The 19,376-nt window shown below is 71.4% G+C and carries 12 protein-coding genes; 10 read left to right on the plus strand and 2 right to left on the minus strand.

Features of this window, described 5'->3' with window-relative positions; translation table 11 throughout:
- Position 1 precedes the first annotated feature (1 nt).
- From MYF83_RS10325 to MYF83_RS10365, 9 genes are all read left to right on the plus strand, one after another.
- Positions 2-676 (plus strand): hypothetical protein, encoded by a 675-nt coding sequence (locus MYF83_RS10325; RefSeq protein WP_248960016.1) that lies wholly within the window; start codon positions 2-4, stop codon positions 674-676.
- Entirely contained in the window at positions 676-1,680 is a 1,005-nt protein-coding gene (locus MYF83_RS10330) for a DUF2278 family protein (protein ID WP_248960017.1), read from the plus strand. The genes MYF83_RS10325 and MYF83_RS10330 overlap by 1 nt, the downstream gene beginning before the upstream one ends.
- A gap of 81 nt (positions 1,681-1,761) precedes the next feature.
- Positions 1,762-2,511 (plus strand): peptidoglycan-binding protein, encoded by a 750-nt coding sequence (locus MYF83_RS10335; RefSeq protein WP_248960018.1) that lies wholly within the window; start codon positions 1,762-1,764, stop codon positions 2,509-2,511.
- A 79-nt stretch (positions 2,512-2,590) separates the two neighbouring features.
- Positions 2,591-3,097, plus strand: coding sequence for a nuclear transport factor 2-like protein (locus tag MYF83_RS10340; protein WP_248960019.1), 507 nt, complete (start codon positions 2,591-2,593; stop codon positions 3,095-3,097).
- A 55-nt stretch (positions 3,098-3,152) separates the two neighbouring features.
- Positions 3,153-4,229, plus strand: a complete 1,077-nt coding sequence (locus MYF83_RS10345) for a WD40 repeat domain-containing protein (RefSeq protein ID WP_248960020.1) — start codon at positions 3,153-3,155, stop codon at positions 4,227-4,229.
- Between the two features lie 5 nt (positions 4,230-4,234).
- Complete coding sequence (locus MYF83_RS10350; protein WP_248960021.1) at positions 4,235-7,135, plus strand: DUF6603 domain-containing protein; 2,901 nt, start codon at positions 4,235-4,237, stop codon at positions 7,133-7,135.
- 13 nt (positions 7,136-7,148) lie between these two features.
- On the plus strand, positions 7,149-9,674 hold the full coding sequence (locus MYF83_RS10355; RefSeq protein WP_248960022.1) for an amino acid adenylation domain-containing protein: 2,526 nt from the start codon (positions 7,149-7,151) through the stop codon (positions 9,672-9,674).
- 31 nt (positions 9,675-9,705) lie between these two features.
- On the plus strand, positions 9,706-15,633 hold the full coding sequence (locus MYF83_RS10360) for a hypothetical protein (protein ID WP_248960023.1): 5,928 nt from the start codon (positions 9,706-9,708) through the stop codon (positions 15,631-15,633).
- Positions 15,634-15,670: 37 nt separating this feature from the next.
- Complete coding sequence (locus MYF83_RS10365; RefSeq protein WP_248960024.1) at positions 15,671-16,657, plus strand: hypothetical protein; 987 nt, start codon at positions 15,671-15,673, stop codon at positions 16,655-16,657.
- Between the two features lie 66 nt (positions 16,658-16,723).
- On the opposite strand, the gene MYF83_RS10370 is transcribed toward MYF83_RS10365, so the two are convergent.
- The gene (locus MYF83_RS10370; protein ID WP_248960025.1) at positions 16,724-17,353 is read right to left on the minus strand and encodes a maleylpyruvate isomerase family mycothiol-dependent enzyme; all 630 of its coding nucleotides are present in this window, start codon (positions 17,351-17,353) and stop codon (positions 16,724-16,726) included.
- A 53-nt stretch (positions 17,354-17,406) separates the two neighbouring features.
- On the minus strand, positions 17,407-17,964 hold the full coding sequence (locus MYF83_RS10375) for a TetR/AcrR family transcriptional regulator (protein ID WP_248960026.1): 558 nt from the start codon (positions 17,962-17,964) through the stop codon (positions 17,407-17,409).
- A gap of 97 nt (positions 17,965-18,061) precedes the next feature.
- Between MYF83_RS10375 and MYF83_RS10380 the strand changes: the two genes are divergently transcribed.
- The gene (locus MYF83_RS10380) at positions 18,062-19,282 is read left to right on the plus strand and encodes an amidohydrolase family protein (RefSeq protein ID WP_248960027.1); all 1,221 of its coding nucleotides are present in this window, start codon (positions 18,062-18,064) and stop codon (positions 19,280-19,282) included.
- The last annotated feature ends 94 nt before the right edge of the window (positions 19,283-19,376 follow it).

The following is a 19,376-nucleotide window of genomic DNA, read 5'->3' on the forward strand; positions in this document are numbered from 1 at the left end:
CATGCGGAACCTGACTTTCTGCGACATCCGGCTGCACCCCTCGACGGTGACGTCCACATTCGAGGAGGCCATGACCGGTGACATCATGCCCAAAGCGGGCGACCTGCCGCACCCGCCCGGCACCCTGTTCGTCCGCAGCCTGTACCGCGAGGCGGGCGACGGCTTCCCGCCGACCTACCGGTGTGTCGTGAACTCGATCCTGGTGAGCGATTCCGGATTCTTCGGCATGCGCCGCCGGGTCCAGCGGCTCGGCGCCGAAACGACGGACCCGCGGTTCCGGCTCGTCGCGGGCGTCCTGCCGGACGACGAGGCGGCCCTGGACGTGCTGCGGCCGGGGGATTCCCACTCGCTGGTGATGGTCACCATCCATCTTCCGCTGCGGATGATCCAGGAGGACTTCGAGAGGGAGCTTGTCCTCGCGCTCGAGGACGAAGTCGGCGTTCCTTCCCGGGTGAACAACGCCGACGCCGCGTTCTGGACGCGGGACGACAGCGTCGTGCCCGGCAGGACCGAGTACGTGGTCGCCGCGATCGGCGGCTTCGCCTCGCTGCAACTGCGGCCGGGGAACCGCGCGCGGATCGAGAAGGCGGGGGGCGCTCTCGTCGAGACACGCGGCTTCCACCACGTGGGGACGGTGTCGGGCGACGAACCGCCGTGCGATCGGAAGGTACGTTGATGCCGCTGAAGTCCTATGGTGTCCTGGCGGGCCGTGCCGTCGATCGGCGCCGCGAGGGAACGACCGACACCCCGCACTATCAGATCCATCTAATCGACGACGGCGGGACCGCCTACCGTGCCGCGGTCAACGTCCAGTCTCAACAAGCCCCGTCCGAGCTGCTGTATCTCGCCGACGAGGACTTCGGGCATCCCGTCACCTCGCTGCTCCCCGCCGCGGGCAGCGGCTGGACCGAACTGGCATCCCTGCCCGGCGGGGCATGTCTCGACTACATCCGGGGCAACCTCTTCGATCCCGCGATGATGCGCCCGCTGCCGCCGGATCTCTCTGGACCGGACAATGACCTGGCCGACAGGCTTGACCATTACCTGCAGCGCGCGATCAACGACGCGGACGCTGCGGTGTACATCTTCGGCGAGCGGTGGGGCCCCGAGGAAGGCAGCCCGGACAAGATATTCGGCTTCCGGACGGGTAACGGGGTTCACGACGTCCACATGAACCAAGGCAACAACGGACGGTTCCGGTCGGATGACGGGATCTGGCAGGACGGTGGCCTGCTCATTCATCTGCCGGCCGAGTCGCGGTGGGTCGCCGTCTTCTTCGCCTTCCAATCGCAGGCCTGGCACACCGACGACACCACCGGGCATGCCATCGACGCCGCACCACCGCGGTCGGCCACGGGTGAAGAACCCCTCCGTATCCTCGCGGCGCTGGTCAACCCGCTCGGCCCGGCACCCGAGCAGGAGACCGTCACCCTCCTCAACGCCTCACCCAACCAGATCGACCTTGACGGCTGGCACCTCGCAGACGAGCAGGAACGCAGACTCCCACTCACCGGAGCCCTCGGCCCCGGAGCAGTCCTTTCTCTGCCCGTCGGCAGCCGGCTTCAACTGGGCAACCATGGCGGCGCCATCACCCTCCTGGACGCTGCCGACCTAAAGATCCATGGCGTTTCCTATACCGAACAGCAGGCCGAACGCGAGGGATGGACGATCACCTTCTGACCCTCGGTCACATCCCTGGTCCGCACGGACAGTGCGCACCTTTCCACAGCCGACTCCTCGACGCGATGCTGGAGAAAAATCATGCCGTGGCCCAACGCCGACGATATGGAACCCGGAGACGTGATCAGCATTCTGGGTATCGATCACGTGTTTTATGAGGAGGAGATGCGCTCCGGCGGGACACCGTCGTGGAACAACAAGAATCCGGGAAACATCGTGCATTTCCATGGAGAGGCGGAGGGCTACGGCGCGTACCCCGGAAAACACAACGACATCTTCGCGATCTTCCCGTCGGAAGAGACGGGGTTCGAGGCGATCCGGCTGTTTCTGCGGAGGCGTCAGGACAAGACGATCCTGGAGATGATGCGGCTGTACGCTCCGGAAGGGCATGGGCCGAACAACCCGGAGGTCTATGCCGCACGGATAGCCGAGCGGCTCGGGGTCTTCGTCGACACGCCGGTGAGCACGCTCGATGACGATCAGCTGACCGGCTTCGCCGGCCGGATCCAGGAGATCGAGGGCTGGCGGCCCGGGCAGGTCAGCGGGCCCGACGACCTCCCCGAGGACGTCTCTCAGTGGCTGTTCGACTTTCCCGCACGCGCGGAGCGGGAGGCGGCGGACCAGCCTTTCGCCAAGGTGGGCACCCGGGCCGAGGGTGTGAAGAACATACAGCGTCGCCTGAACGAGCTGGGCTGGACGCCCGAGCTGGGGGTGGACGGCGTATTCGGCCAGGGCACCGATGCCGCGGTCAAGTGGTTCCAGAGCCAGAACGGACTGGGGCCGGACGGCATCGTCGGAAACAAAACGTGGCGCAGCCTGCTCGGGCTCTAGGGGAGTGTTTCATAAGTCCGCCCGGTCGCGTAGCAGGGCTGACTTATGAACCATGACCTGGCCGCTACCAGGAGGAAACATGAACGGGAAGAGTGACCTCGACATCGTATGCCGTCTGTTCACCGGCGTTTGGGGTGACCCGAACGGCGTCGTGCCCGACGGACTGGTTCATGAAGATTATTGGTCGAGTGAGCCGTCACTCGCCGGCTTGGGAATAGCGCCGGACGGGATGCTGGAGGCCCGGATCACCGGCATCGAAGCCCTGACAAAAGAGATCGCCCTCTATCGTGACCGCTTGAGCGACTTCACGCTCACCATGAAAGAAGTGTTCCCGGTGGCATCGACCGTTGCCGCGAGGGATGTCGCCATGTGGGAGGAGCGGAGGTTGGTCGGTGACGTCGTCGTCGTGTCGTGGACCGCCGGCGCGACGCACCCGACGGCCACGATCACCACCAGGGGCGGTCAGCAGATTGCGGCCCGGGTGGGGGGAGAAGGCGTCAGCGTCGTCCGCATCGTGGACGGCAGGATTCACTCGGCGAATAAGTACTGGGAAGGCGACGGCATTCTCCCCGAAATAGGCGGCTGAGATTTTCTCTCAGCACGGATTGTCGTAGTAGGGCAGTTGCCGAGTGGAGGAAATCATGAGTCCGCCGGGTACCGTTTCACTGTCCGTCGAACACGACGGTTCGGTGACCGCGATCGCGTTCAGTCCGGACAGCACGCGGTTCGCCAGCGGCGGGGAGGACTCGGTGGTGCGGGTGCGCACCATCGGCACCGGCCCGCCGCTGGACCTGCCCAGCAGCGGCTTCGTTTCCAGCATCGCGTTCAGCCCGGACGGTGCGAGGTTGGCGGTGGCCGACCTGGATCAGGTCTTCATGCGTGGCGCCGCGGACGGCGCGGTGATCTGGCAGGGGGCGGTCGCCGCGGGCAACTCGGTGAACTTCATCGCCTTCGGTGCGGAGGGGAAAAGCCTCGTCACCGCGACCGACACCGTTGTCGCGGTGCTCGACGTGGCGAGCGGGGTGCCTCGCCGGCACATCGCCGTCGACCGGCAGATCGCCGGAATCGACCTCAGCCGCGACGGCACCCGGGTCGCGGTGGCCATCGACGAACGGCACGGCGGCAACCACCGTTTCGCCGGGTCCGCTCGGGTGCTCGATCTGGCCACCGGTTCCGAGCTTGGGCGCCTGACGCCGGACAACGCGGTGTTCGCCGTGGCGTTCAGCCCGGACGGCTCCACCGTGCTGTGCTGCAGCGCCGATGACACCACGCGCATGTTCGAGGCGGTCGGCGGGATGCAGCTGTGGCCGGACAAGGAAGAGGCGGCCGAGGAGGTCGTCACCGCGCCGAACTGCCTGGCTTTCGACCCGGCGGGCCGGTGGGCCGTGGTCGGCGGCTCGGATGGATTCGCCCGAATATTAGAAGCCGAGTCCGGTGTGGAGAGCATTCGGGTGCCCAAGCTCGACCCCGGCGCCCCCGACCCCGGCCTCGGCGCCGTCACACATGTCGCGTTCAGCCCGAACGGTAAGTGGGCGGCCAGCGTGTGCATCGACGACCTGCTGCGCGTGTTCAACATCAAGTCCGGGGTGTACCGCTACGAACCGCGCGGCACCGGCGAAGTGCTGGCACTGCGGTTCAGCCCGGACGGCCGCTGGCTGGGGCTGGGCTACCGGGGTGGCGCGCTGGTCATCGACAACGGCGAACCAGGTGGAGGGTGATCCGGATGGACCCGCACGAACTCCTGCGCCAGATGAGCGACCAGCTCAAGGCGCTGGCCGAGGACGCGGTCGACGGCTTGGCGCGCCGGCCGGCCGAGCTCGGCGACGAGCCGTCGGCCGCAGGCACCGTGCTGGCCGGGCGGCTGCTCACCGCAGTGGATCGGCTACCGCCGGGCAACTCGCTGGTGGAACTGCTCCGCGAGATGGCCGGCGATCTCGAGGCCGGTTCGCCGGTGCGGCTGCACGGCTGGAGGAGGGCGCCCGGCGCGGCCGTCGGAGTCGCGCTGGTGTTGACCGACCCGGCCGACCCGGCCGCGCGCGCGGTCTTCGCCGTGACACCCGGCGGCCCGGTCTTCGACGTGGTGGTCACCAAGGGCGCGAACCTGGCCATGCCGCCGCGCACCACCGGCCCATGGACCGCCCAGGCCGATGTGGCCGCGCCGAACGGCTGGGACACCGCGTTCGGACCTGGCCTGGCGCCCGGCCCACCCCGCGGCCCCCCCCCGATCACCCTGCGGCGGTCCCGGCGGTTGGCGGGCGGGCTCGCCGACGGCCCCGGGATCAGCGTCAACGGCATCGCGATCAGCGTCACATCGAGCCCGGCGGCGCCTCTGTCAGTCGAGCTCGAGCTACACGAGCTCACCGCTGCCGTCCTGCCGGAGGCCCTGGCCAAACTGGTCGGCATCGCCGGGTCCAGCCCGATGACCACCGGTTCCGGGCCGGTCACCGTCACCGCCCGGGCGGACCGGGCCGGCGGGTTACGGTTCGCTCGCACCGGCACCGCGCGGATCGAGCTCCCGCTGCGGGTGAGCGGGCCCGGCATAAGCACCCGAGGCGCCGCCCTGGAGTTGACCGCCGAGGCCGGCGAGCTGCGGCTGGGCCTGTCGGTGTCGCTGGCGGCCAGCCTTCCCGGCCTGCCGCTGCGTGCCTCGCTGGACCGGGCCGGTATCGACCTGCCGGTGACGCTGTCCCCGAAACAGCGGCCGGGCCTCGACCCGGACCGGCTGCGAGAGCTGTTCCCGGACGGCGTGGGCGCCGCGCTCGCTCTGCCACCGGCGTCCGGCGGCGGCGTGCTGAGGCGCGACCAGGACCAGGGCTATGCCGGGTTGATCTCGATCGACCTGGGTGTGCTGCGGCTGCAGGCCACCGCGCTGTTCCGGCCGCCGGTCGGGAGTGCCCCGGCCACCTTCCTGGTGGTTCTGGCCGCCCACTTCCCGGATCCGGGACTGCAGCTGGGGCTCGGGTTCGCGCTGGACGCGGTCGGCGGGCTGGTCGGAGTCAACCGGCGCGTCGACGTCAACGAGTTGCAGCGGCTGGTCTGCGACGGCAACGCCGACCGGGTGCTGTTCCCGGACGATGCCGTGGCCCGGGCAGGGGAGATCATCGGGGCGCTGAGCTCGGCGTTCCCGGTGGCCCCCGGCCGGATGTTGCTCGGGCCGATGGTGCGCATCACCTGGTTCGGGCGGATGGTGTCGCTGTCCGGCGCGCTGGTGCTGGAGCTGCCCGCCCCGGTGCGCGCCGTGCTGGTAGGCCGGCTGCTGGTCGGGCTGCCCGACCCGGCGGTCCCGCTGATCCGGTTGCAGGCCAGCGTGCTCGGCCGGGTCGACCCGGGTGTGCCGATGGTCGAGTTGCTGGTCTCGCTGGCCGGGTCATGGATCGTCGGGCTGGCCGTGCGCGGCGAGATGTACCTGCTGGTGCGGGGTGGCCGGCAGCCGGAGTTCGTGCTGTCCGCCGGCGGGTTCCATCCCCGCTACAGCCGGCCGGCCGGGGTGCCCGCGTTGCGCAGACTGCAGGTCGACCTGGCCCCGGGCGCCGGATACGGGCTGCGCATGGAGGCATACTTCGCGCTCACCTCCAACGCGGTGATGTTCGGCGGGCAGGTGCAGCTGGAGGCCATGATCGCTGGGTGTGGCGTGCAGGGCTGGCTCGGGTTGGACGCGCTGTTCGTGTTCGAGCCGGCGTTCGCGTTCGCGGTGCGGGTCCGCGCCGGGGTGGCGGTGCGCGCGTTCGGCCGCCGGCTGGCCGGCGTGGCGCTGGACTTCACCCTGGAGGGGCCCGCGCCCTGGCACGCGTTCGGCACCGGCAGCATCTCGGTGCTGTTCTGGGACGTCGACCTGGACTTCGACATCCGCTGGGGTTCGCCGCCGGCGGTCGTGTCCCGGACCGGTCAGGATCCGGCCGGGCCGCTGCGCGAAGCCGTAGCCCAGGCGCGGGCGTGGGTGGCGGAGCGCCCGGCGGAGGAGCGGACCGCGCTGGCCTTCACCCCGGCGGCGACCGAGCGGCTGGCCACGGGCGCGATCGTGCACCCGGACGCCACGCTGCGGATGAGCCAGACGGTGGTACCGCTCGGCGTGCCGATCTCCCGGTTCCAGCGTCGGCCGGTGCCGGTGCAGACGTGGACGATCCAGGCGGTCACCGTCGGCACACCGCAACCGGCCGCCGTGCTGGCCTCGCTGCCCGAGCGGTTCGTACCCGGCGAGTTCTTCGACCTCACCGAGGATCAGCAGCTCACCCGGCCGGCCTTCGCCAGCCATGCCGGCGGGGTACGGGTCGGCACTGACGGAATCCGGCTCGGCGCCGGGCACCGGGTCGACGACGGCTACGAGACCGGCTACGAGCCGCCGCTACCGCAGCGGGAGTTCTCCCCCTGGGCGGGACACTTCCGCCGCGAGGCGGTGTACGCGGTGAGCGCTGCCGAGCGGCTGGAGCGGTGGCGGACATCCGAGGTGGCGGTACGGGTGCGGCGATCGACGCTGCGTGTGGCCGCCGCCGACAGCCTGCGCCCGCTGCTCGATGACGTACCCCTGATCAACGCCACCACCGACGCCTGGCAGGCGGTGCGCGCGCGGCTGGGAGACCCGCACGCACCCGTCCAACTGATCGAGAGCTGGGAGCTACCAGGATGAGCTGGAGTGAGGCATGAGCACGCGGTGGTTCTTCTCTGCGGCGCGGATCGGCGCCGGGGCGGCGGCCGGCGGCTCGACGCTGGCCACATCGGTGACGTTCATCCGGGAGATGAACGGTCAGCGTAAGGAAGAGCAGGCGGCCGGTCCGGCGCTGACCCTGGTCGGCACCGGCGACGTGCTCGGATTCGACCGGTCACTGGTGCTGCGCGAAGAACCGCCGCCCGGATCGGCCCCGGCGGCGGAGAACGTGCTGGCCGGCGTCGAGCTGGCACACGCCGACCTGCCGTGGCTGCTGTCCCCCGGGCAGGCGGCGACACCGTCCGGGCCGACCCCGCAGCCCTGGATCGTGCTGGTCGTGCTGGCCGAGGACGAGGCGGCCCCGCCTCGGGACGCGGACCCCCTGCCGGTGCTCACCGCCCCGGTGGCCGCGCTGCCGCCGCTCACCGAGCGGTGGGCGTGGGCGCACGTGGAAGCCCGCCTCGACGACGGCGTCACCGACATCGGCACCGCCCAGCGGCTCGCCGCGCAGGGGGTGCGCAGCCACTCGGCCGATGTGGTGGGCCGGCTGCTGTGCCCGCGCAAGCTCGACCCGAATCGGGGCTGGATCGCAGCCGTGGTGCCGGCCACGGCAGCCGGCGTCGCCTCCGGACTGAAGCGGAACCTGGCCGGACCGGGCACGGCGGACGCCTGGACGGCCGGCGCCGGCGGCACCATCGAGCTGCCCGTTTACCACTGGTGGAGCTTCCGTACCGGAGCGGCGGGCACCTTTGAGGAACTCGCCCGGCGGCTGCGGTTCCGGCCGGCCGCCGACGCCGGGCTGGGCACCCGGATCGTCGACGTCAGCCGGCCCTGGCCCGCCGAACCGCCCACCGGCCCGGCCACCGTGGCACTGGACGGCGCGCTGCGTGTGCCCGGATCAGCGGCGCCCGAGGCCTGGTCGGACCCCGCCGTGCAGGACCGGTTCCGCACGCTCGCCCGCGAACGCCTGAACGCCCCGGCGCGGCGCCGGCCGGCCGGCGGCCAACCGGTCGGAGACCGGGACACGGTGGCCATCGCGCCGCCGCTGTACGGCAGCCACCACACCGGCCGGCAGACCGTGCCCACCGACCCGCAGAGCTGGTTGAGCACGCTCAACCTAGAGGTCCGCCGCCGGGTCGCCGCCGCGCTCGGCGCCCGCTACGCGCAGCTGGAACAGGAGTTCCTGATGGCCCGGGCCTGGGAGCAGGTCGGCGAGATCCGGGAGGCGAACCGGTTGCTGGCCGCCACCGAGCTGGCCGCCGCGGCCGCCGAACAGGCCCAACGCAAGCACCTCGACGGACTGGACGTCGCCGAACTGGTCACCGCGATGGCACCGGTGAGCAGCCGGGTGCGCGTGTCCGCGGCGGTCTCCGGCCTGGTCGCAACCTCGACCACGCTGGCCACCGCGCTGGCCGTGTCCCCGGTGCCGACCGGGGCGGCCACCACCACATTCGCCCGGCTGACTCGCCGGGGCGGCGCGCTGGCCCGCCGAGCCGGCCGGATCGCGAGCGGCGACGACCCGAACGCGGTGGCGCCCACGCGGGTCATCGAACAGGGGCTGCGCGAGATGGGCGTGCTCGCCGACGACAACGCGCCCGGTACCGGCCTGCCGGGCGAGTTGCGCACCGCGGTCGGCCCGCTGCGGCTACAGCTGCAACGGATGATCGACCGGATCCCCACCGAGTCCTGGGCGCGGCGCACCGACGAGGACCCCCGCCCGCTGCGCCCGATCATGGCACACCCCAAGTTCATGGTGCCGATCGCCGAGGAACTGCTGGCCCGCTGGCCGGAATGGGCGATCCCCGGCATCGGCGCGCTGCCGCCGGATTCGGTGACCCTCCTGGAGACCAACCCGGAATTCGTCGCTGCCCTGCTGGTCGGGCTCAACCACGAGTTCAACCGGGAGCTGCTATGGCGGGAGTTCCCAACCGACCAGCGAGGCACCCCGTTCGCCCGGTTCTGGCCCAGCGACGGCACGGATGTCGACGAAATCGCTCGCTGGCCGGAGGACACCACGCTGGGCAGCCAGTTGCGCACCGACGCCGGAAGTAACCTGGCGCTACTCGTGCGCGGTGAGTTGCTGCGCCGATTCCCCGGCACCGCGCTGCTCGCGACGCGCGGCGAGGGCGGCAAACTGCCCGCCGCGTTCACCGGGCTGCCGGCCACCCCGCTGGCGCTGGACGAGTCGACCGTGCTCTACCTGTTCGCCGGCATCAACAAGCAGCGGGCGCTCGCCGAGGACTGGTTCTTCGTGTTCCGCGAGCCGATGCGCGGCACCCAGTTCGGTTTCGACACCGGCCCGCAGCCGGACCCGATGAAGACCTGGGCCGACCTCACCTGGAACGGGGTCACCAGGGACGCCGCCAGGTTCGTCCGCCTCGGCACCGCGCCCGCCACACCACGCGAGCTGCCGGCGGGCGACCCCCCGACATGGGGCCGGGACGCCGCCGACATGGCCCGCATCGCCTTCCAACAGCCGTTCCAGCTGGCCTTCCGTGCCACTGCGCTGCTGGGCGACTGACCGCCGCGCGACAAGAAGGAGGACACCGGGTATGAGCGAGCCATTCAGCGTCCGCGCCCAGCTCGACCGAACCCGTGCCGAGGCCGACACCGCACAGGCCCGCGCGGACGAGCAGCAGGCCGTGGTCCGGCGACTGCAGGATGCCATCCAAGCCGGCGACGAGCGCGCCACGTCCGAGCAGCTCACCACCGCCGCGGGCGTCCAGGCGGAGCTACGACGGGCGGCCGGCCAGCTGAACGGCTTCGTGAGCGGCGCCGAGGACGAACTGGCCCAGGCCCTGGACGCCGGCACCCGGCTGTTCGGCGACGACAACACCGACCCGATCGCGCTGCTGCCCGTGCGAGTGGAGACCATCTGGTGGGAACCGCGCACGCTCCGGGTCCGCGTGTACCCCGACGACATCCAGCTGTCCCGGTTCAACCCGGAGCTCACCCCGGACGAGGCGGACGCCGCCGCCGAGTATTGGCGGGACCCGAGCCAGGACGCCTGGCAGCGGCTGCTCCGCCGGATGCGTCCGGCGCGGGCCGCTTGGGCGGTGCGCGCCTGCCGCCCCGGCGCCCCGCCGCCGGTCGTACGCCCCGTCGACCAGCGCGAACGCCGGCAGCGCACGGTCGTGATGCCGAAGCGCTGGCGGTTCGTCGGCCTGGTCGACGGCCAGGTGGTGGTGGACAAGCTGGGCCGCCCCGTACCCGACCCGCTTCCGGCCGGGCTGCTGCGCGCCGAGGAGGAAGGCTGGGAGACCGACTGGTTCTCCGCGCTCAAGGCCGGCATGGCCGTCGAGCTGTCCTTCGCCGACGGCACCGACCACCTGGACGAGCTGCTGGTCGTCGGGGTGCGCGACGAGCCGGCGGCGGCCGGCGCCGCCCACCTGTCGGACCTGTTGCTCGGCCACGCGTTCGGCGGCGGGCTCGGCCTGCTGGCGCCCGGCACCCCGACCAACAACACGCCGCGCACTCGGTCCGGCTGGTCGTCGCAGCCGGCGTACCCGGGTCCAGACCTGCCGGCCGGTGAGCACCCGGTGGCGGATGCGTTGGCCGCCGCGCTCGGCCTGCCGGACGCCGGGCCGCTGCGCGGCCGCCCCGGTGCGAAGGACCCGGAACCGGCCGCCATCGCCGCGTTGTCCCTGCTCACCTGGCCGACCCTGGGCAAGGGGTTCGCCGAGGCTTCGGTGTCCCACCTCAACCTGGGTACTCGGCAGGTCCAGGCCACCGACCCGGCGCGGCCATGGCGCGCGATCCGGGACCACCTTGCCGAGCACGTCCGAAGTCGCGGCCCGCTGCCGATGCTGCGGGTCGGCCATCAGCCCTACGGGGTGCTGCCCGTCACCGCGCTGGGCGACTGGCGCGCCCGACGGGACCGCGATGTGGACGCCCTGCTCGTGCCATGGCTGCGCCGGCTGCGGGAACGCTGGCGCGCGGCACTGGACGAGGCCCCCATCCCGCGGGTGCGGCCGGACGAGCCGGTCGACCAGGTCGCGGTGGACGCCCTGCAGCGGCTGCCGGTGGCCACCGGGCTGGCCATGCGCCGGCTGAACGGCCCCGGGTTCGCCGTGCCCAGGACCCCGCGCGACCAACCACCCGCCGAGCTCGGCCTGCCCGGACTGCCCCCGGATGGAACCTTGCGCTGGACCACCCGTTCCGACGGCTGGACCGATCTCGGCTGGGGCCTGGACGAGGCGACCGGCGTGCCGGCATTCATGTCCAGGCTCACTCCGGACCCGGTCACCTTCCCGGCACGGGTGCTGGCCACCGCAGACTATCTACGGGCGGTGCGGGCGTTCCTGGCCGGCGAGCTGGACGCCGCGAGCTACCACCGCGACTGGCCGGTGGGGCTGTCCTCCGGCGGAGAGCCCCCTCGCCGGCGCGACACGCTGTTCGACCTGCCGGATGCGGCCGCACCGGCCCCGGGCAGGACGCCGCAGGACGACGGCGAAACACCGCCGGATGAGGGCGGGTCGCCGGAGGGCACCGACGAGCCACCTGACGTCAGCGAGGTGCTCACGGCGCTGCTGTACCTGCCCAACTGGGCGTTCATGGACGGCGACGACGGGGCGAACGACCCGCTGCGCCAGGCGCTGGCCGTGACCGGCGAGGTGGACCAGCTGGTGGCCGACGTGCTGGAAGGGCTGAACGAGAGGGACCACGAGGAGCGGGTCGCAGCCGCCGCCCACTTCTCGGACGCCCTGGCCGAGCTGGAAGCCGCGATGCGTGCCCTGGCCGCCGTCCCGGTGACGCGGTTGCCCGCGCTGCTGCTGGAGGTGATCGACATCTACTCGCACCGGCTGGACGCCTGGGTCACGTCGCTGGCCTCCCACCGGCTGGCCGAACAGCGGGCCTCCGGGGTCGACGGCGTTCGGTTCGGTTGTTACGGCTGGGTGGAGAACTTGCGACCGCCGGTGCCGAGGGAGCAAGTCGAGATCGAGCTGGACGACGAGAACGACACGGCCATCGTGTCGGACCAGGACGGCTACGTCCACGCACCGTCGCTGCAGCACGCGGCGACGGCGGCGGTGCTGCGCTCGGGATTTCTCGGACATCCCGGCGAGCAGACCTACGCGGTCAACCTCAACTCCAGGCGGGCCAGGATCGCCCGTTGGCTGCTCGGCGGAGTGCGCCGAGGACAGAGCCTCGGCGCGTTGCTCGGCTACCGGTTCGAGCGGGCGCTGCACGAGGCGAACCTGGACAGCGAGGTGGACGGATTCCGCCGCGCGTTCCCCATCCCGACGGTCGACGAGCCGGACGATCCCGATGGCGTCGATGGGCTGTGGGCGCACAGCACCCTGGCGATCGCCGCGCGTAACGTGGTGGACGGGATGGCGCTGGCCCGGGCCGGCGCGAACGCCCTGCGATTCGCCGGGAACCCCGGCGCCGTCGAGCCGATCCTGGCCGACCTGACAGACGCGCTGGACGCGGTGGGCGACCTGGTGCTGGCCGAGAGCGTGCACCAACTGGTCGGCGGCAGCCCACTGCGCGCTGGACTGGCCGCCGACACGCTTGGCCGGGGCGGCGACGTACCCGACGGTTGGCAGGTGCTGCGCACCCCGCACCGGGCTCAGGCGCTGACCCACCGGGTGGCCGCGCTGCTGCCTACCGAACCGGTCGGGCCGACCGGCTGGCCCGCCGACCCGGTCGCGGAGGTGACGCCGGCGGTGGAGTCGTGGGTTGCGCACCTACTCGGCCCCGCCGCAGGCTGGACGCTGACCGGTGAACTGGGCCCGAGTCGACCCGGCGACCACAATGGCGCGCGGGACGGTGGCGGCGCCCGGCCCTTCGAAATCCCCGCCGACCGCCTCGGGCTCGGCGCGCTGAGCACGGTGCTCGACGCGAGCAGCGCCGAACAGGACAGGCTGCGCCGCGCGGTGCGAGAAACCCTCGGGGCTGAGCCGGGCACGCTGGTGACCTTGGCCGGCGCCGGCTGGGCGGCGCTGCGCGGCACGGCGGCGCGGATCCGCTCGCTGCTGACCAGCGCGCAGCCCGTACTGCCGAGGCATCTGCCCGGCGAACCGGCGGATCACACGGTGGACATCGCGGACGCCCGGCGCCGGCTCGCCGCCTTCGCTGCCCACCCACTGGTCGCGTCTCATCCTGGCGCCGCCGCCCTGGCCGCCTGTGCGGCGGGCTCAGGGGATGCTGAATCCGGTGGGGTCGAAGGGTGGCTGTCCCAGGCGCGGGCCGCCCTGGCCGAGGTGCTCGGCGCGGACGTCCCGGTGTTGCCCAGGCTCGCCGGACCAGTGCCGGCAGCGCGGGAGGACGTCTCGGGCGCCGACGTCGAGGACTGGTTGCGGCGCAACGCGATGGTACGTCCGGTCGCCCGCACCCTGTACGAGACACTGGTGCCGGCCGGCGCCCGGGCCGGCCACGCGGAGCGGTTGTGCGCGGCGCAGGACCCGCCGACCGGAGCGGACGGCGCGCCCGATGCCTGGATCGGCGGTGTCTTCCCCACCGAACGGCGCCCGGCCGCTCGCGCCCAGCTCGTGTGGCACGCGCCGGCGCGACTGGGAGCGGACGTAGTGGGCGTGCTGCTCGATGAGTGGGTCGAACTGCTGCCCGGAGCGGACCGGTTCCGCCCCGCCGCACCGGCGCTGCCGACCGGCACACCGCCGGAGACCGAACTGACCGGCGTCGCGTTCCACTACGACCGGCCGGACGCGAAGGCCCCGCACACCGTGCTCATCGCGGTGCCCCCGGACCTGGACCGCGGCTGGACCTCCGACGGCCTGGTTCAGGTACTCAGGGAGACCCTGGAGCTGGCCAAGCTCAGGGCCGTCGACCTCGCCGACCTGCCGCTGCTGGACGACCTGATGCCCGCCATCCGGATCGCCCCGCACAGCGGGACCGGGCAACTGCTGGCCTCGATCGAAACCCGCCGTCCGGACACCGACCCGGACGGTCCGTTCCGACTGGAGCCCGGGCACCGTACCGGCGACGTCGAGTCCGGCCTGGCCGCCCGGGTGCACGACCCGCTGTGGCTGCTGACCCGGCAATGGCAGTTCGGTGAGTTCGCCGCCCAGGACGCCGGCTCGCCGGCGGTGGTCCGGATGTCCGGCGGCAGTGCGCCGATCGACGCCTGGCGCCCGGTCGGCGCGTCCGACTGGATACCTTATGACCCCCGCCGGGGCCCGCTGGACGCGCAGATCGAGGACGAGCCAGTGCGCGTCGACGAGCGGCTGCGCGCTGAGGGAGGCGCCCAACTGCTGCGCATGCTGGACGACGCCGGCCTGCGCGCCGCCGCCACCGAGGCACTCGCCCCGCACATCCTTCCGACCGGTGACGCGGATGGCGGCCTCGTCGACCTACTCGGCGGCCGGGTGCCGGACGCGGCGTCAGTGGCGGCGGCACTCGACGCGGGCACCTTTCACCCCGGGGCCGACCCGAGGCTCGGCGAGGTGGGCGGCCGCTGGCGGCGTTGGTGGGCGGATCAGCTGGCCGAGCGCGGACCTGACTGCTTTGACCCGCACCGGTTCGAGCACGCGGCCGAGCTGTCCAGCGGCGGCGCGGTGCTACGTGCCGAGGAATACCTGGGCGACGGGCTGGACTGGTACAGCGTCGACGTCGATCCCGAGTCGGCAGCCATGCCGCCCGGCCCGCGGCAGGTGTTCACCGATGAAGGCCTTCCCACGACAGTGCGCTACGGCGGAATGCCCGCCGACCGGTTCTGGGAGATGGAAGACGCGCAGGTCGACCTGGGCTCGGCGGAGGTGTCCACGCTCGACACCGGACGGCTGCTGCTGATCTCGTTCGCCACGGTCTACGGCAATGACTGGTTCCTGGTCCCCCTCGAGGCGCCGGTCGGCTCGCTGACCACGCTGGACCAGCTGTTGGTACGTGACGTGTTCGGCCGCCACCATCTGATCGAACGCGCCGGCCGGAGCGACTCGGCCTGGTCGATGTTCAGTCTGCACAGCCCCGACCCGGACCACCCGGCGGCGTCCGGGCTGCTGGTGCTGCCCTCCGAACGCGGCCAGATGGGGCAGCCACTGGAGCACATCGGACTGGCTCGCGACGAATTGGCCAACCTCGCCTGGGCCGTACAACACCACTACACCGATGGCCGGGGCGAGCCGGTGGATCGGCGGGACCGGTGGGCGCGGATCGCGCCCGATCCGATCCCGACCGGCGAGCTTCCGGCGTACGGCATGCAGACGGTCGTACCGGACTACTGGTTCCCGCTGGTCCCCGAGATGGTGCGGCCGTCGGTGATCCGGTTCCGGCTGGCCGGGCTCGACGCGCCCGGCCTGGCGTCGCACCCGCAGGGCCGGTTGATCAGTGAGGGGCTGTGGGTGCACGAAGAAGAGGTACCGCGCGACGGCGTGAGCCTGACCCGCCGTCCCGTGCTGGCCCGCTGGTTCGACGGGTCGTGGCACAGCTGGATTCGGCGGGAGAAGGCCCCAGGCGTCGGGGAGAGCTCCAGCGGGCTGGCCTTCGACACCGTGCGCCCTACCGAACCATGGCCGCAGTGACGCGAGCTGGACCGACTTCCTTGAAAGGCATCGTGAAATGATCAAGAGAATCCTCGCGGCAGCTGTGTCGGCGATCAGCGTCGTACTCGTCGTGTGGTGGACGACGGCCGTGTTCTCACCCACCGGTGTCTGGCCGCTGTCGGAGCAGCTCGCATGGCGCTTCACCCCTAGGTGGGCCGCACTCGCGTCGGCGCTGCTTGTGGCGGTGACGATGTGCGTCGTCCACATGGTGGCGGTGGGTGCCAAACCGCCCTCCAAACCCACCGAGGCTAACCTTCCGGGCGACATGGCCGAGCGCGCCGCCTCGATCAGCGACTTCCGGCGGGCCGGGTTGAAAGGCATGGTCATGGGATCGGATGGGCGGGCGTCGACGTCGAAGGTGCAGGTGGCGATCTGGAGTGTGGCCATCGTCTTCGGCCTGCTCATGTTGTTGCTCGCCGGTCGCACTCCCAACTGCCCCATCCCGGCGGGGACCGCCTATGCGGGCTCCTGTCCGGCGGACGTGATGGACGGAACTCCGTTCGCGAGGCTCCTCGGGAGCGATTTCCGGTGGGAGTATCTGCTTCTGCTCGGATGGCCGCTGTCAGTGGCGCTCATCAGGAAGAACCAGGTCCTAGGGGCCCTGGAGAGGATCAACAAGAGGATGCCTGCTGGAACGCCGGAGGCCGGGACGCCGCAGGCCGTGGACTCCGGCACCGCAGCCGCCACCAAGGCCCCGCCGGCCGATCCCCGTGAGGTCGGCCTGTTGGCCGGGCTCCGCCAGATAGTCACCGACGACGCCGGGCACGGGGCGCTACTGGACGTCCAGTATTTTGTCTTCACCCTCATCACTGTCGGCTACTTCCTGCTCCAGCTCATCACAAACCCTCGCGAAGGCCTCCCGGAGATCCCGGCCACCCTGCTCGTGCTGATGGGCCTCTCAGGCAGTGGCTACCTCTCCGGCGGGTTCATCGAACCGATCGGCAAGCCCGAGCCCGATTCCCAGCCCTCCACTGTCACGAACGCTTCCGCTTTGCGCCCATGATCTCGTCGTAGAGCGCAGACGGATGTGATGAATGTCGGCGAATCGTTTCGGGAGCGGCCGGCCGATCTATTTCGGTGTTGGCGCCGAGAGGCGTGCGGTGAGGTCGGCGACGCCTTCGCCGGACAGTTGCTGTAGCTCGGCGAGGCGTCCGGTGCAGATCAGGAGGATCGCGCTCATTGGGCCTTGGACCCCTGGCCCGTCGCCGACGGCCCAGGGCATGTCCGTGGCGGTCAACCGGAACCCTGTCACCTTCCGGGTGGCGGGAAGGGGCGGCGGCCAGCGCATGGACAACACCCGGCCGGCCGCGGCGGCTGCTGCGGCCGGTGGCATGTCATGGCGGCGGCCGAGGGGGATGGCGATGTCCTGCCCGTGGACGAGGATGTCGGTGAGCGTTTCCAGATGGGTGGCCCCGATGTTGTGACGCCGAGACCCGATCATGCCGCGGATCTGGGCGATGATCTGCCCGGTCGAGAGTGCGGCGGCGCGCCGGCAGGCCGCGTAGTGGATCGTGCGGTCAAGATTTCCGCGCCATTGGCCCATCATGCCGATCATGTCGGCCAGACCGAGCTGCTGCAGCGTCAGGTGCGCGGCGACGTCCCGAACCGTCCAGCCCGCGCACAGCGACGGCTGCCGCCACTTGTCGTCGGACAGGTCTTCCAACAGGTCGGCCAGGCTCGCTCGCTGCGCGTCGATCACTTGCCAGACTTGGTCGCGGTCCAGGACGACTGGATCTTGTGGCTGCTTGTCCCTCATGCCGGTGCCTCCGCTGGACGAGAACGGATGACGCTCGTGACGAGCGCCGATATTTGTTCGGATGGATCGAACGCCGGGTCTGGGATGGCGAGTTGGTGCAGGATGATGCCGGTCCAGTGGTTCATGATGATCGGCCCGTCGCGTTCGGGATCGGTGGAGCCGGCGATGCGCAGCCAGTTCATGAACCAGGCGTTGACCCGCGCGCCGGTGACCGTCAGTTGCGCCCGCAACGACGGACGGATGCCGGCCTCCACGAGGATCGCGTACCGGGCCAGCGTCAGCGTCCGCTGCGGCCCGGTGGCGGTCTGCGCGAAAACGGTGAGGGCGTGGGCCAGCTCCCGCGGCGTGGTGGGGTGCATCCTGACCGCGATTTCCTCCCAGTTGGCGCGCTCACGGGCGGCGAACCGCTCCACCACCGCGTCGAACAGCGCATCGCGAGTGCGGAAGTGGTTGGAGGTGGAGCCGGTCGGCAGCCCCGCGGCAGTGTCGATGGTGCGGTGGGTGAGCGCGTGGATCCCACGCTCGCCGAGCACGGCGATCGCGGCGTCGAGCAAGGTCTCGCGTCTGTTCGCCATACCAGGATACTACGGCAGTAGTCCAATTAACTACAATAGTTGTGCCTAGCACTACGATCGTCGTAGAGTCCGTCGTATGGACGTCGAGAGGCAGCCGGCGCGCGGGTACCGCGCGGATATCGCGTTCGACGGTGAGAAGGCGGTCCCGGGCGGCGCCCTGGTGCTCGTCCAGGACGGCGTCATCATCGGGGTGGAGCCGGGTCCCGCACTGGCGCCGGACGGTTTCGAGGTGACCTACCTGCCGGGAACCGCCCTGCTTCCCGGCCTCATCGACACTCATAGCCATCTCTGCGGCAACAATGAACCCGACGCGCTGGACCGGTTGCCCAGCCTGAGCCCCGACGAGCTCGACAACGCCGTGGAGGCGGCGCTCGCGGCACAGCTCGCCGCAGGCGTGACGGCGGTACGGGACCTCGGAGACCACCAGTGGGCTGTCGTCGACCGGCACCGGAGGCGGCCCCACGGGCCGACGGTGGTCGCCTCCGGGCCGCCCATCACCAGCCTGGGCGGCCACTGCGCGAGCATGGGCGGCGAGGCGAGCGGCGTCGAGGAACTGCGCCGGGCAGTTCGGGAACGCGCCGACCGCGGAGCCGACCTGGTGAAGATCATGACGAGTGGCGGCGTGCTGACGCCCACCACCGAGATCCGGGCCTGCCAGTTCAGCCTCGAAGAAGTGATGGCCGTCGTCGATGAGGCCCACCGGCTCGGCTTCCCCATCATCGCGCACGCGCACGCGCTCGCGGCGGTGGAACAGTGCGTCGCCGCGGGGGTCGACGGCATCGAGCACTGCAGCTGCCTCGGCGAGCAGGGCATGCACACGCCGCCGGAGCTCGCTGAGGCGATCGCCGCGGCCGGAATCATGGTCTGTCCGACGCTGGGCCACGAGCTTAGCCGGATGGCAGGGCCGCCGTCGCCGGCGATGGCGGCCCTGCTCAAGCGCAGCGGCGTCACCGTGGAGGACAGGCTGGTCCAGGTCGGAGAGCTGCATCGGGGCGGAGTTACCCTGATCAGCGGAGTCGACTCCGGCATCAACCCGGTCAAGGCGCACGGCGACCTCACGCTGGCGGTGATCGAGCTTGTCGCCTCCGGAGTTCCCCCAACGACCGCGCTCGCGTCGGCCACCAGCCTCGCCGCCCGGGCGTGCGGCCTGACGGACCGCACAGGCCGGCTGAGAATCGGGCTCGACGCCGACCTGCTCCTCGTCAACGGCGACCCGACCACCGACATCACCGCGATCCGCAACGCCCGCACCGTCATCTCCCGCGGCCGGGTCATCAACCCCGAACCGGCCACCTGACCTGCCGACGACCAGACGACCAGTCCTGACTCTGCGGGACGGGAAGGTCGTGCAGGGCACCGCCTTCTACGGCAGCCCCGCTCAGTCGGATCCG

It is taken from the genome of Sphaerisporangium perillae (assembly GCF_023276435.1).
GTDB lineage: Bacteria > Actinomycetota > Actinomycetes > Streptosporangiales > Streptosporangiaceae > Sphaerisporangium > Sphaerisporangium perillae.

What these genes read in the sequence shown, in the direction of transcription:
- MYF83_RS10325 (WP_248960016.1), top strand. Translation starts at nt 2, where the DNA reads ATGCGGAACCTGACTTTCTGCGACATCCGGCTGCACCCCTCGACGGTG.
- MYF83_RS10330 (WP_248960017.1), top strand. Translation starts at nt 676, where the DNA reads ATGCCGCTGAAGTCCTATGGTGTCCTGGCGGGCCGTGCCGTCGATCGG.
- MYF83_RS10335 (WP_248960018.1), top strand. Translation starts at nt 1,762, where the DNA reads ATGCCGTGGCCCAACGCCGACGATATGGAACCCGGAGACGTGATCAGC.
- MYF83_RS10340 (WP_248960019.1), top strand. Translation starts at nt 2,591, where the DNA reads ATGAACGGGAAGAGTGACCTCGACATCGTATGCCGTCTGTTCACCGGC.
- MYF83_RS10345 (WP_248960020.1), top strand. Translation starts at nt 3,153, where the DNA reads ATGAGTCCGCCGGGTACCGTTTCACTGTCCGTCGAACACGACGGTTCG.
- MYF83_RS10350 (WP_248960021.1), top strand. Translation starts at nt 4,235, where the DNA reads ATGGACCCGCACGAACTCCTGCGCCAGATGAGCGACCAGCTCAAGGCG.
- MYF83_RS10355 (WP_248960022.1), top strand. Translation starts at nt 7,149, where the DNA reads ATGAGCACGCGGTGGTTCTTCTCTGCGGCGCGGATCGGCGCCGGGGCG.
- MYF83_RS10360 (WP_248960023.1), top strand. Translation starts at nt 9,706, where the DNA reads ATGAGCGAGCCATTCAGCGTCCGCGCCCAGCTCGACCGAACCCGTGCC.
- MYF83_RS10365 (WP_248960024.1), top strand. Translation starts at nt 15,671, where the DNA reads ATGATCAAGAGAATCCTCGCGGCAGCTGTGTCGGCGATCAGCGTCGTA.
- MYF83_RS10380 (WP_248960027.1), top strand. Translation starts at nt 18,062, where the DNA reads ATGGACGTCGAGAGGCAGCCGGCGCGCGGGTACCGCGCGGATATCGCG.